The 12,553-nt window shown below is 66.8% G+C and carries 12 protein-coding genes; 2 read left to right on the plus strand and 10 right to left on the minus strand.

From position 1 onward, the window contains the following. Both AC1DY5_RS22285 and AC1DY5_RS22290 read right to left on the minus strand, forming a co-directional pair. On the minus strand, nt 1–665 hold a 665-nt coding region (locus AC1DY5_RS22285), incomplete at its 3' end, for an NAD(P)-dependent oxidoreductase (RefSeq protein ID WP_478114848.1). A gap of 38 nt (nt 666–703) precedes the next feature. Beyond that, the gene (locus AC1DY5_RS22290) at nt 704–2,536 is read right to left on the minus strand and encodes an ABCB family ABC transporter ATP-binding protein/permease (protein WP_478114850.1); all 1,833 of its coding nucleotides are present in this window, start codon (nt 2,534–2,536) and stop codon (nt 704–706) included. A 64-nt stretch (nt 2,537–2,600) separates the two neighbouring features. Here AC1DY5_RS22290 and AC1DY5_RS22295 point away from each other — a divergent pair, with 64 nt between their 5' ends. Continuing rightward, nucleotides 2,601–3,023, plus strand: a complete 423-nt coding sequence (locus tag AC1DY5_RS22295; protein ID WP_478114852.1) for an acyl-CoA thioesterase — start codon at nt 2,601–2,603, stop codon at nt 3,021–3,023. On the opposite strand, the gene AC1DY5_RS22300 is transcribed toward AC1DY5_RS22295, so the two are convergent. From AC1DY5_RS22300 to AC1DY5_RS22310, 3 genes are all read right to left on the minus strand, one after another. Next, nucleotides 2,972–4,867, minus strand: coding sequence for a gamma-glutamyltransferase family protein (locus tag AC1DY5_RS22300; RefSeq protein ID WP_478114854.1), 1,896 nt, complete (start codon nt 4,865–4,867; stop codon nt 2,972–2,974). The genes AC1DY5_RS22295 and AC1DY5_RS22300 overlap by 52 nt on opposite strands. 36 nt (nt 4,868–4,903) lie before the next feature. Next, nucleotides 4,904–5,368: a GAF domain-containing protein gene (locus tag AC1DY5_RS22305; protein WP_478114855.1), complete on the minus strand. Its 465-nt coding sequence runs from the start codon at nt 5,366–5,368 to the stop codon at nt 4,904–4,906. A 98-nt stretch (nt 5,369–5,466) separates the two neighbouring features. Continuing rightward, nucleotides 5,467–6,429 (minus strand): Bug family tripartite tricarboxylate transporter substrate binding protein, encoded by a 963-nt coding sequence (locus tag AC1DY5_RS22310; protein ID WP_478114857.1) that lies wholly within the window; start codon nt 6,427–6,429, stop codon nt 5,467–5,469. Between the two features lie 145 nt (nt 6,430–6,574). Here AC1DY5_RS22310 and AC1DY5_RS22315 point away from each other — a divergent pair, with 145 nt between their 5' ends. Continuing rightward, complete coding sequence (locus tag AC1DY5_RS22315; protein WP_478114859.1) at nt 6,575–7,480, plus strand: LysR family transcriptional regulator; 906 nt, start codon at nt 6,575–6,577, stop codon at nt 7,478–7,480. A 47-nt stretch (nt 7,481–7,527) separates the two neighbouring features. Here AC1DY5_RS22315 and AC1DY5_RS22320 read toward each other — a convergent pair whose 3' ends face one another. From AC1DY5_RS22320 to AC1DY5_RS22340, 5 genes are all read right to left on the minus strand, one after another. Next, nucleotides 7,528–8,292 (minus strand): enoyl-CoA hydratase, encoded by a 765-nt coding sequence (locus AC1DY5_RS22320; protein ID WP_478114861.1) that lies wholly within the window; start codon nt 8,290–8,292, stop codon nt 7,528–7,530. 25 nt (nt 8,293–8,317) lie between these two features. After that, the gene (locus AC1DY5_RS22325) at nt 8,318–8,908 is read right to left on the minus strand and encodes a DsbA family protein (RefSeq protein ID WP_478114868.1); all 591 of its coding nucleotides are present in this window, start codon (nt 8,906–8,908) and stop codon (nt 8,318–8,320) included. A gap of 58 nt (nt 8,909–8,966) precedes the next feature. Next, nucleotides 8,967–9,797 (minus strand): acyl-CoA thioesterase, encoded by an 831-nt coding sequence (locus tag AC1DY5_RS22330; RefSeq protein WP_478114863.1) that lies wholly within the window; start codon nt 9,795–9,797, stop codon nt 8,967–8,969. A gap of 81 nt (nt 9,798–9,878) precedes the next feature. Beyond that, entirely contained in the window at nt 9,879–11,078 is a 1,200-nt protein-coding gene (locus AC1DY5_RS22335) for an acetyl-CoA C-acyltransferase (RefSeq protein WP_478114865.1), read from the minus strand. Between the two features lie 10 nt (nt 11,079–11,088). Beyond that, a partial coding sequence (locus AC1DY5_RS22340; protein WP_478114866.1) for an enoyl-CoA hydratase/isomerase family protein occupies nt 11,089–12,553 on the minus strand: 1,465 nt, incomplete at its 5' end.

Raw genomic sequence — 12,553 nt, forward strand, 5'->3', positions numbered from 1 at the left:
GCGTCGAGGATGGCCGCATTCACCAGGTGCCGCGTGCCGGCGCCGCCCGGCGTCGCGACCACCAGGATGTCGGCCCAGTCGGCCAGCGAACGCACGCCGTCGAAGTGGCGGTGCGACACGCCCTCGCGCGGCTGCCGGTTGTGATAGCCGATCGGCATGTCGAAGCCCGCCGCGCGCTTGGCGATCTTCTGGCCGATGGTGCCCAGCCCCAGGATGCCCAGGCGCTTGCCCGACACGTTCGGCGGATGCGCAATCGCCTCGCGCCGGACGCCTTCGCGGCACAGCCGGTCGAGCGTGCGGATGCGGCGCATCGCGCCAATCAGCAGGCCGAACGCATGGTCGGCCACGCAGTCGTCGTTGGTGCCGGCGCCGTTGGCCAGCGCGATGCCGCGCGCRCGCGCCGCATCGACCGCGATGCCTTCATAGCCCACACCCATCGCACAGACCAGTTCGAGCCTGGGCATCGCGGCGATCTCCGCAGCCGTCAATCCTATCGTTCCGATGGTCAGCACCGCACGGAAGCGCCCGCCTTCGGCCGCGAACAGCGCGGCACGCTCGGCCTGGGTCGGCAGCGGCAGGTAGGTCATGTCATAGATTGCGGCGACCTGCGCCTGGTGGGCCTGCGACAGGCTGTTGAGCACCAACAGCGGAATCTTCTCCGACATTCTCGAATCGCTCCTGAATCAATCAATGGGAATGGGCCTCACAGCACCGGCTCGGCCTCGAGCTTCTGCAGGCGCCACATCTGGGCGTACTTGCCCTGGTTGGCCAGCAATTGCGCATGGGTGCCGCGCTCGACGATCACGCCGCTCTCGAGCACCAGGATCTCGTGCGCGTCGATCACCGTCGACAGGCGGTGCGCGATCACCAGCGTGGTCTTGTTGCGCGCCGCGCTCTTGAGCTCCGACTGGATCGCGCGCTCGTTGGCCGAATCCAGCGCCGAGGTGGCTTCGTCGAAGATCACGATCGGCGGGTTCTTGAGCAGCGTGCGCGCGATCGCCACCCGCTGCTTCTCGCCGCCCGAGAGCTTGAGCCCGCGCTCGCCGACCGTGGTCTCGTAGCCCTTGGGCGTGTGGACGATGAATTCGTGGATGCGTGCCGCCCGCGCGGCCTCCTCCACCTCCTCGCGGCTGGCGCCCGGGCGACCATAGGCGATGTTGTATTCGACCGTGTCGTTGAAGAGCACGGTGTCCTGCGGCACGATGCCGATCGCCTGCCGCACACTGGCCTGCGTCACCTGCCGGATGTCCTCGCCGCCGATCGTGATGCGGCCCTGCTGGACGTCGTAGAAACGGTAGAGCAGCCGTGCCAATGTCGATTTGCCCGAGCCCGACGGACCCACCACGGCCACCGTCTTCCCGGCCGGGATCTCGAAGCTCACATGCTTCAGGATCGGCCGCGCGGCCTCGTAGGCAAAGCTGACATCCTCGAAGCGCACCGTGGAACCGTGGCCCGCCAAGGGCCGCGCATCGGGCGCGTCGCGCACCTCGCGCTCCTTCTCGAGCAGCACGAACATCTTGTCGAGATCGGTCAGGCTCTGCTTGATCTCGCGGTAGATCACGCCGAGGAAATTGAGCGGGATGTAGAGCTGGATCATGAAAGCGTTGACCATCACCAGGTCGCCCAGCGTCATGTGGCCGTCGACCACGCCCTGCGTGGCGCGGTAGAGCATCGCCACCAGGCTGACCGCGATCAGGCATTGCTGGCCCGCGTTCAGCATGCTCAGCGTGGTCTGGCTCTTGACCGCCGCCTTGCGGTAGCGCTCCAGGCTGGCGTCATAGCGGCCGGCCTCGAAGCCCTCGTTGTTGAAGTACTTGACCGTCTCGTAATTGAGCAGCGAATCGACCGCGCGGCTCTGCGCCACCGAGTCGAGCTCGTTCATGGTCTTGCGGTACTTGGTGCGCCATTCGGTCACGGTGACGGTGAAGACGATGTAGACCACCAGCGCGGCCAGCGTGATCCAGACGAAGCCCGAGTCGAACTTGACGCCCAGGATGCTCAGCACCAGCGTCAGCTCGATGATCGTCGGCACGATGCTGTAGAGCGACATCGAGATCAGCGAATGCACGCCGCGCGTGCCGCGCTCGATGTCGCGCGTCATGCCGCCGGTCTGGCGCTCGAGGTGGAAGCGCAGGCTCAGCGCGTGCAGGTGCTGGAACACCTCGAGCGAGATGCTGCGCGCCGCGCCCTCGGTGGCCTTGGCGAAGACCAACTCGCGCAGCTCGTTGAAAACAGCGGTCGACAGCCGCAGCAGCCCATAGGCGATCAGCAGCCCGACCGGCACCACCAGCAGCGAGGCGGCGCTGCCGGGCTTGATCGACATCGCGTCGACCAGGTTCTTGAGCAGCACCGGCACGCCGACGTTGGCCACCTTGGCGCCGACCATGAAGGCCAGCGCCGCCATGACGCGCCATTTGTAACGCCAGAGGTAGGGAAAAAGCCGGCGCAGGGTCGCCCAGTCCGAGCGGTCGGCGCGGGCGGGCGTGCCCGCGGAGGCGGGATGGGGAGAGGAAAGTACTTCGCCGCTGCGGCGCATGGGAGACAATCGTGGCTGTTGTTTTCTATAAGGGGGGTCTTGCCGACCCACCCCGATTGTGCCCATGTCCGCCAATTCCAGCGCCAACCTCACCGCCACGCTCAAGAGCCTTCCGGCCGACATGGAACTGGTGCTCAAGGTGATCCCGATGCCGGCCGACTGCAACGCCAACGGCGATATCTTCGGCGGCTGGGTCATGGCCCAGTGCGACTTGGCCGGCTCGGTGATCCCGGCGCGCTACGCCAAGGGCCGGATGGCGACCGTGGCGGTCAACGAGTTTATCTTCAAGCAGCCGGTGCGCCTCGGCGACATCCTGTCGTTCTACTCGAAGCTGGTGCGCATCGGACGCACCTCGATCACGGTGATGGTCGAGGTCTTCGCCGAGCGCTTCAGGGCGCAGGGCGAGTACATCAAGGTGACCGAGGCCACCTTCACCTACGTCGCGATCGACGACAACGGGCGGCCACGGCCGATCGAGCAGGACTGACCAGGGCCMTATCGGCCCACCGCATAGCCCTGCATACCACGGGGATTGGCACCCGCGCGAAGGATCAATCGACCGCGTGCGTCGTGCTCGCGGCTGCAAGCAGACATGCGACTTTCCGACCAGGGCTCTCCGACCCGGATCCCGTGGCCGGCATCGCGCAGTTCCTGAACGACGCCATCGGAAAAGCGAGACTCGAGTGTCAGGCGGTTCAATGTCGTCTCACGCGGCCAGAAGGAAGACGGGAAGTGGTCCACATGCCACGCCGGAGCATCGATCGCTTCCTGCAGGTTCATGCCGTGCACCGCATGACGAAGGAAGAATGCCGGCGACCACTGATCCTGCTGGTCTCCCCCCGGCGTACCGAACACCATGTACGGTTCGCCGTCCCGCAGCGCCAACGAGGGCGAGAGCGAGGTGCACGGCATCACGCCGGGCGTCAGGGTGTTGGGCAGGCCCTCGTCCAGCCAGGTCATCTGCAGCCGGGTATTGATCGAAAAGCCGAGCCCCGGAATCACCGGGCTGGAAGACAGCCACCCACCTGAAGGCGTCGCGGCCACCATGTTGCCGTGCCTGTCGATCACATCGATGTGGCAGGTATCGCCGATGAACACTTCCCGTTCCAGCCATTCAGTGACCGGCGGAAGCGCTGCAAAGGTGGGTTCTCCGACGCCGAAGCGGGTGTCTGCCGCAAGCAGCGTACGCCGCGCTGCATCCAGATCCGGCAACTGCGGCGCGAGGCCCAGCGGGGCGCCCGGATCGAGACCCGCGCCGGCGCGGACCGACACTTGCGCCCAGCGCTGACGCAGGTAGTCATCCGACAGCAGCGCCGATTGGGCGTCCCGGGAGGCACCGGGCGCCACGCCGTACCACGCGAGCCGATCCGCCAAGGCCAGCTTGGCCGCTTCCGCGATGCGGTGAACAAAGCCCGCCGTGTGAGGCGGGTGGCGTTCCAGATCCGCATGGCGGAGCATGCCGATCTGTTGCAGAAATGCGGGCCCCTGACTCCAGAAGCCACATTTCGCCACGGTATAGCGGCCGAATTCCATGCAGAGCGGCGCTTCTACCGCAGGCTTCCATCGCGCGAGGTCGTCGTAGCGCAGCAAGCCCTTGTGCTTCTCTCCCGTGGTGTCCCGCACTTCCTCCGTGCAGTAGTACGCATCGATCGCGGACGCCACGAAGCCCTGGTACCAACAGCGAAGCGCGGCATCGATGACCTCGACCCGGCTGCTTCCCTCCCCGTGGGCGGTACGAAGGATGCGCTCCCAGTTCGAGGCCAGCTGCGGCAGCCGGAACAGCGCTCCCGGCGCGGGCACCCGGCCGTCGTGAAGCCAGACGGCGGCCGAAGAGTGCCAATGCGCGCGAAACAGGTCCTGCACCGCAGTGATGGCCTGCACAGCGCGGGGTGCCAACGGAAAGCCATCGCGGGCATAGCCGATGGCGGGCGCCATCACGTCGGCGAGCGACCATGTTCCGCGGTCCCGCAGCAGCGTCAACCAGGCGCCGAAGGCACCCGGCACTGTGGCCGGCAGSAGCCCGATGCCGGGGACCTGCTCGAGGCCCATGCGCCGGAATGCGTCAACCGTTGCCGCCTCGGGCGCCACCCCTTGCCCGCAAATCGACACCATGCTGCGCTGGCGCTCGTCCCACAGCAGGATCGGCACCTCGCCACCGGGTCCGTTCAAGTGCGGTTCGACCACCTGAAGCACGAAGGCACCGGCCACCGCAGCGTCGAACGCATTTCCGCCGCGCTCGAGAACCCCCATCGCGGTCTGCGAAGCCAGCCAGTGCGTGGAGGCGACGACACCAAAGGTACCGACGATTTCGGGGCGTGTGGTGAAGCTCATGGTCGATTCGATTGATTGCTGCTCGGCGGCGCCGAATCAGGAAAGCTTGAAGGCCTCGCGAGCAACCGCCGGCGTCGCAAGCAGCGCCAGCAGCCGAATCGCGACGATGTCCCGAGGCTCCCAACTGGCGCGCGGCGTCAGAACGTTGAAAGTCGCAAAACAGTCGCCTTGCTCATCGAGCACGGGCACGTTGACGATCGACTGCAAGCCCAGGGAAGCAATCAGCGCATGGTCGCTGAAAGCCTCCTTCAGGGCCGCGGGGCCCTCGCCGACGAACACCTCCGCACGTGCGAGCAACTGGAGCGACCAGGGCGTCCATGACTTGCGCTTGCGGCCGGCGACGGGATAGGCGTCGACATCCGAACTCCAGATGCGCTGGAGTTCCGTGCCGGAATCTTGCGCCTGCGATGTCGATCGGCCGGGGAGGCGATCGGTGCGCAGGTTGACGGTCAGCAGACCCTCCCCGAGCAGGTCACGGCGAGCGTCCTCTACGACCTGCATCACCCGGGCAAAGTCGCGCGACCGTGACAGTGCATCGCACAGCGCGGCAACCCGGTCGAGAGGCAGACAAAGAACCGACGCGCGGCTCCCGGTCGCCATCAATCGGCCTTGATGTTGAGATCGCGGATGACCTTGCCGTAGCGTTCGGCATCGCGACGCAGCACGGTGGCGAACTGTTGCGGCGTCCCCTTGACGATCTCGACGCCGATGGCATCCATGCGCGCGCGAATCGCCGGATCGGCCAACGCCTGGTTCGCCGCGTCATTCAGTCGCTCGACCAAGTCCTTCGGCATGTTCGCAGGCCCGAACAAGCCGTACCAGACGCCGAGCTCGTAGCCCGGCAGCGTCTCGGCAACGGTCGGAACCTGGGGCAGCAGCGACGAGCGCTTGCCCTCGGTCACTGCAAGCAGATTGAGCTTGCCGGCCTTGACGTGCGGAAGCGTTTGAGTGCCGGCCGAGAAGAGCACCTGGGTCTGATTGCTCACGGTGTCCAGCACTGCAGGAGCCCCGCCCTTGTAGGGCACGTGGAGCATCTCGATGCCGGCGGCCTTCTCGAACAGCACCGCGCTCAGGTGATTCGTGGACCCGCCACCCGCGCTCGCGTAAGCCAGTTTGCCGGGGTTGGCCTTCGCATAGGCAATTAGTTCCGCCACGTTCTTCGCCGGCACCGACGGATTGACCACCAGCGTGTTCACCACGTTGGCAAGCTGAGCGATCGGGGTGAAGTCTTCGACCCCCTTGAACGGCATCGGCATCATTGCCGGATTCATGGCGTGCGTGCTCATCGAACCCACGAGCAGCGTGTAGCCGTCGGGCTTGGCCTTGGCCACCATATTGGAGCCGATGTTCCCGGAGGCCCCCGCCCGGTTGTCGACGATGACCGGCTGACCAAGGGATCGGGTCAGTTGCTCGGCCAAGGAGCGGGCGAGGATGTCGGTCGACCCACCCGCTGCCCAGGGGACGATCAGGGTGATAGGCCTCTCGGGAAAAGCCGCGCAAGCGAAGGCGGCGACACCGGACAGTGCGATTGCGGCGAAGCCGCGACGGATGCGAGAGATCATTATCAACGCCTGCGAAGGAACGAGGAGGTCGGGAAAAGTGTAGATCGTCGAATAGAAAAAATAGAATATCTATGCATACATGCATGCTATTTTTTCTATGTCTAAGGTTGATCCCCTGGCGGCGCGCCTTGAAGGCCGATTGAAGATGCGGCACTACGCCCTGTTGCTGGCCTTCGACCGGCATCGCTCGGTGACCGGGGTCGCAAGGCAGCTGTCCTTGAGCCAGCCGACAGTGACGCGGGCCCTGGCCGACATCGAGGACATCTTCATGCAGCCGCTCTTCCTGCGCACCCGGCGCGGTCTGGAGCCGACAGGCGCAGGCGAGGTCGTGGTCGCCCGGGCACGGCTCGCCCTCGCCGACAACGAGGCATTGCTCAGGGAACTCGAAGGTGTGCGCGAAGGGCGGCAGGGACGGCTTCGCATCGGTCTCATTCCCTACGTGTCTCCGCCGGCGCTGGACGCATTGTGGAAGCACCTGTTCGAGTTGCGCCCACGGCTCTTGCTGCATACGCAGGAAGACACCACCGCGCCCCTGCTGGGCGCGCTGCGCGAACGATCACTGGATTGCGCGGTGTGTCGATTCTCCAGCGCCAGCACCGAGGATGACCTAGAGCAGGTGCTGCTGTACCGGCAGCAGGCGCATCTGGTGGTGGCCCGGCCGAGTGCAGGTCCGTTGATGCGCCAGCCCCTGCTCGACATCGCCCGACTCTCGGAAATGGACTGGATCTTCCCGCCGACCCACACGCCCATTCGGCAGATGATCGACGCCATCTTCTCGGCGGCTGGGCAGCGCGTGCCGGTTCCCGCCTTGGAGGCCTATGCGGTAGGCACGATCTCGTCGGCGCTCCTCCAGATGCCCCGCGGCGTGACGATCCTCCCCAGCGATGTCGCCCGTGCGGTTGCGGCAGGAGGCGCCGCGCACATGCTGCCCCAACCGCTGCCATGGAACCTGCCCCCGGTGGGCCTGGCCTGGCTGAAGGGCGCGCCGAAGGCAAAGATCTGCTTGACGCTGAGCACGGCGATTCGAGAGCATCTGAGCCAATCGGACTGAGTTCGCAGACACCTCGATGGCAACCCAGGCGCCACCAGCGCCTGCACTCAGACCTTCGAGAAGTCGGGCCGGCGCTTTTCCATGAAGGCCGTGAAGGCCTCGCGCGCCGCCGGCTCGCGCAGCATGCGGCCGAAGCTCTGGCCTTCCTCGCCCATGCGCTCGAGCAGTGCCGGCAGCTGCGATTTCTTCATGAGCCGCTTGGTCTCGATCAAGGCGCTCAATGGTTTGGCTGCCAGCTTGCGGGCCTGCGCCTGGGCGATGGCATTGGCCTCGGTCGGCGGCACCACGCGGTTGACCAAGCCCACTTCGAGCGCCGCCTCGGCCATGAAAGGTTCACCGAGCAGCAGCGCCTCGGCCGCGCGGTGGTAGCCGAACATCTGCGGCACCAGCAGGCTCGACGCGGCTTCGGGGCACAGGCCCAGGTTCACGAAGGGCATCGAGAAGGCCGCGTTGTCGCCGGCATAGACCAGGTCGCAGTGGAACAGCATCGTGGTGCCGATGCCCACCGCCGGACCGCAGACCGCGGCCACGATCGGTTTCGGAAAGCTCGCGATGCCGCGCAGGAAGCGGAACACCGGCGACTCCTGTGTCGACGGCGGCTGGTTGAGAAAGTCGCCGATGTCGTTGCCGGCACTGAAGATCGTGGCGTCGCCCTGGATCAGCACCGCGCGCACGGCGCCGTCCTGCTCGGCCTGGGCCAGCGCGTCGGCCAGTTCGCCGTACATCGCGCTGGTGATCGAGTTCTTCTTGTCGAGGCGGTTGAAGGTCAGGGTCATCACACCGGCTTCGGTGTGGACGAGGATGTCGCTCATGGGTTTTCCTTGGTGTGATTGAAGATCAGGACGCGAGGGCCTCGCGGACGAAGTCGAGGCGGTCTTGGCCCCAGAACATTTGGTCGCCGACGAACATCGTCGGCGCGCCGAAGGTGCCGCGCTGCACGGCTTCCTCGGTGTTGGCCTTGAGCCGGTCCTTGACCTCCTGGTCATTGGCGAGCGCCAGCAGTTGCGCGGCATCGAAGCCGGCCGCCTGCAGCACGTTTGCGACCGTGGCGGCATCGTTGAGATTCTGCGGCTCGACCCACATCGCGTGGAACACCGCATCGACGTACGCACGGAAGCGTTCGGGTTCGCGCATCTRCAGGCCGGTGGCGCCGCGCATCAAGAGCAGCGTGTTGATCGGGAAATGCGGGTTGTGCCTGAAGGGCACCCCATAGCGCTTGGCGAAGCGCTTCAGGTCGGCATTCATGTAGGGGCGCTTGGCCGGCACCTCGGCCGGCGAGCGATTGCCGGTGGCCTGGAAGACGCCGCCCAGCAGCATCGGCTTCCAGACCAGCGCCGCCCCGGTGTCGGCGCACAGGTGCGGCAGCTGCGTGTAGGCGAGGTAGGCGGCCGGGCTGCCGAAGTCGAAATAGAAGTCGACGGATTTCATCGTCATGCGGGTCTCCTTGTCGTTCTCTTCATTGTCGCAACAATGCCCGTTCGGTCGCTCACTCTTTGAAGTAGACGATCTGGTTGCTGGTGGCCAGCAGCGCCCCCGACTCGCTCCAGAGCTGCGCTGCCTGGTCGAAGTAGCCGTTGCGGAACTGCTGCCCGGTGGCGCGGCCCAGCAGATAGCCGGTGCCCACCTCGGCCAGCAGCGCGGCGTCGGTGTGGAAGTAGGTCGTGATCGACACCGTGCCGATCGGCACCGGCGTGGCGCGCCGCAGCCAGACCCGCGGGTAGAAGGTGTCGCTGAGCGCCATCAGCGCGGCAAAGTCCAGCGGCCGCGGGTCGGCGTCCCGCAGCCACATCCGCGTCTCGCTGGCGTCGCCGCTGCCGTCCCAGCGGGACGGAATCGCACCGATGATCGGGCGCATCTCGTACTGGTTGAGCCAGGCGGCTCTTGCCGACCTGATGGTCGCGCGCTCGACCTCCGAGGGCCGCGGCCCCTCGGGCATCGGCAGATCGCTGGTGCCCCAGGTCTCGCGCCGCAGCGCGGTGACCGCGGTGCCGGTGGTGGTCACGTGCGGCTTGCCGTCGTCGCCGGTTTGCGACATCTGGATCGTCCAGTGCTGGGTCGAGCGATTGGTGCGCACCGGCACCGCGAGCACCTCGAAGGCGCCCTCGCCCACTGCCGCCGCGTAGTTCACCGTGGCCGCCACCGGCTCGCCGAGCAGGTCGGGGTGCCGCAGCACGGACTGCAGCATCACCGCGGCGGTCGTGCCGCCGAACGGGCCGACCATGTTCCAGTAGTCCGGGCTCGTGGCGCCGGTGAAGCAGCCGGCCTGGATGTCGCTGTGCACCAGGTGGAGCGCCTTGTCGAGGGGGTGTGTCTTCATGGTCGCAGTGTGCCTCCGTGCCTGATGGTCATGCAGTCGTGTCGGTGACGCCTGCGCCTGCTCACAAGCCCTGATGCGCGGTCAGACGCGCTCGAAGATGCCGGCCGCGCCCTGCCCCATGCCCACGCACATCGTGACCATGCCGTACTTGAGCTTCTTGCGCTGCAGCGCATGGATCACGGTGGCCGAGCGAATGGCGCCCGTGGCACCGAGCGGATGGCCCAGCGCGATCGCGCCGCCCATCGGATTGACCTTGGCCGGGTCGAGGCCCAGCGTGTTGATCACGGCCAGCGACTGCGCCGCGAAGGCTTCGTTGAGCTCGAACCAGTCGATCGCGTCCTGCGTCAGGCCGGCATAGCGCAGCGCGGCCGGGATCGCCTCGATCGGGCCGATGCCCATGATGTGCGGCGGCACCCCCTTGCTGGCGAAGCTCACGAAGCGCGCCAGCGGCTTCAGATCGTACTGCTTGCAGGCCTTCTCGCTGGCCAGAATCAGCGCGCCGGCGCCGTCCGAGGTCTGCGAGCTGTTGCCGGCCGTGACCGAGCCGCGCGCAGCGAACACGGTGCGCAGCTTGGCCAGGCCTTCGAGCGTGGTGTCGGGGCGCGCGCCTTCGTCGAGGCTCACGATGCGGCTCTTCGCCTTCGACTCGCCGGTGGCGAGGTCGGGCGTGCGGTCGGTGACTTCGATTGGCGTGATCTCGTCGGCGAACTCGCCGGCCTGCTGGGCGGCCAGCGCGCGGCGGTGCGATTCGAGCGCGAAGGCGTCCTGCGCCTCGCGGCTGACCTTCCACTGTTTCGCCACCTTCTCGGCCGTCAAGCCCATGCCGTAGGCGATGCCGACATCGCCTTCGCGCTCGAAGATCGAGGGCGACAGCGAAGGCGAGTTGCCCATCATCGGCACCATGCTCATGCTCTCGACCCCGGCCGCGATCATGACCTCGGCCTCGCCGACGCGGATGCGGTCGGCCGCCATCTGCACCGCCGACAAGCCGGAGGCGCAGAAGCGGTTGACCGTGATGCCGCCGATGCTGTTGGGGAGACCCGCGAGCACGGCGCCGATGCGCGCCACGTTAAGGCCCTGCTGCGATTCGGGAATCGCGCAGCCGCAAATGATGTCCTCGATGGCTTTCGGATCGAGGCCGGGAACCGCCGCGAGCGCCGCCTTCAGCGTGGTCGCGAGCAGGTCGTCGGGGCGGTAGTTGCGGAAGTAGCCGCGGTGCGACTTGCCGATCGGCGTGCGCGTGGCGGAGACGATGTAGGCGTCCTGGATTTGCTTGCTCATGATGAATTCCTTAGTTCCGCACCGGCTTGCCGGTCGAGAGCATGCCCATGATTCGCTCTTGCGTCTTGGGATGCACGATGAGCGAGCAGAAGGCCTTGCGCTCCAGCGTCATCAAATACTCTTCGGTCACCAGCGAGCCGGCGTCGATGTCGCCGCCGGTCACCACTTCGGCGATCAGGCTCGCGATGTGGAAGTCGTGGGCGCTGATGAAGCCGCCGTCTCGCATGTTGACCAGCTGGCCCTTGATGGTCGCCGCGCCGCTGCGGCCAGCGACCTTGAAAGGGCGGCGCAGCGGCGGGCGCCAGCCGGCGTCGGCCATCGCCTTGGCCTGCTGCAGCGCCACGTACAACAATTCGTCCTTGTTCGGCACGACTACGTCGCTGTCGAGCAGGTAGCCGAGCGTCTTCGATTCGAGCGCGCTGGTGCCGACCTTGGCCATGGCCGCGGCCGTGAAGCCCTCAGTCAGGAAAGGCAGGAGGTCGCTGCCGGTCGATGCGGCCGCGTTCTCGGCCGCGCGGCGCGCGATGTAGGTCAGGCCGCCGGCGCCCGGGACCAGGCCCACGCCCACCTCGACCAGGCCGATATAGCTTTCCATCGCCGCGACACGCTTCGCCGAATGCACCGCGATCTCGCAGCCGCCGCCGAGCGCCATGCCGCGCACGGCAGACACCACCGGTACGCTGGCGTAACGGATCTTGAGCATGACGTTCTGCAGCTCCTGCTCCGCGCCTTCGACCGCGCTGATGCCCGCAACCACGAAGGCCGGCAGCATCGCCTGCAGGTCGGCGCCGACCGAGAACATCTCGTCGGGCGACCAGATCACCATCGCCTTGTATTCCTTCTCGGCCAATTCGACGCCGGCCGCCAGAGCCTCGGCGACGTCCGGGCTGATCGCGTGCATCTTCGAGTGGATGCTGGCGATCAGCACCTCGCCGTCGAGCGTCCAGAGGCGCACGTCGCCCTCGTCCTGGATCGTGGTGCCGGCCTTGTTGGCATCGGGCGCATCGGCGCCGAGCACGCTCTCGGGGAACAGCTGGCGTTCATGCACGGGCAGCTTGCGGGCGGCGACGAAGCTGTTTTTCGATGCGCTCCACGAACCGGCCGGCGTGTGGACGCCGCCGGCTTCGACCACCGGGCCTTCGAACACCCACTTCGGCAGCGGTGCGCTCGAGAGCGCCTTGCCCGCATCGATGTCTTCCTGGATCCACTTGGCGACCTGCGTCCAGCCGGCCTGCTGCCAGAGCTCGAACGGGCCCTGCTTCATGCCGAAGCCCCAGCGCATCGCGAAGTCGATGTCGCGCGCGCTCTCGGCGATGGTCGCCAGGTGCACCGCGGCGTAGTGGAAGCTGTCGCGCAGGATCGCCCACAAGAACTGGCCCTGCGCGCCTTCGCTCTCGCGCAGCAGCTTGAGCCGCTCGGKCGCCGGCTTCTTGAGCATGCGGCCATAGACCTCGTCGGCCTTGTCGCCCGAGGGC

This window comes from Variovorax sp. P4_D9 (assembly GCF_056401695.1).

What these genes read in the sequence shown, in the direction of transcription:
- AC1DY5_RS22290 (WP_478114850.1), bottom strand. Translation starts at nt 2,536, where the DNA reads ATGCGCCGCAGCGGCGAAGTACTTTCCTCTCCCCATCCCGCCTCCGCG.
- AC1DY5_RS22295 (WP_478114852.1), top strand. Translation starts at nt 2,601, where the DNA reads ATGTCCGCCAATTCCAGCGCCAACCTCACCGCCACGCTCAAGAGCCTT.
- AC1DY5_RS22305 (WP_478114855.1), bottom strand. Translation starts at nt 5,368, where the DNA reads ATGCAGGTCGTAGAGGACGCTCGCCGTGACCTGCTCGGGGAGGGTCTG.
- AC1DY5_RS22310 (WP_478114857.1), bottom strand. Translation starts at nt 6,429, where the DNA reads ATGATCTCTCGCATCCGTCGCGGCTTCGCCGCAATCGCACTGTCCGGT.
- AC1DY5_RS22315 (WP_478114859.1), top strand. Translation starts at nt 6,575, where the DNA reads ATGCGGCACTACGCCCTGTTGCTGGCCTTCGACCGGCATCGCTCGGTG.
- AC1DY5_RS22320 (WP_478114861.1), bottom strand. Translation starts at nt 8,292, where the DNA reads ATGAGCGACATCCTCGTCCACACCGAAGCCGGTGTGATGACCCTGACC.
- AC1DY5_RS22330 (WP_478114863.1), bottom strand. Translation starts at nt 9,797, where the DNA reads ATGAAGACACACCCCCTCGACAAGGCGCTCCACCTGGTGCACAGCGAC.
- AC1DY5_RS22335 (WP_478114865.1), bottom strand. Translation starts at nt 11,078, where the DNA reads ATGAGCAAGCAAATCCAGGACGCCTACATCGTCTCCGCCACGCGCACG.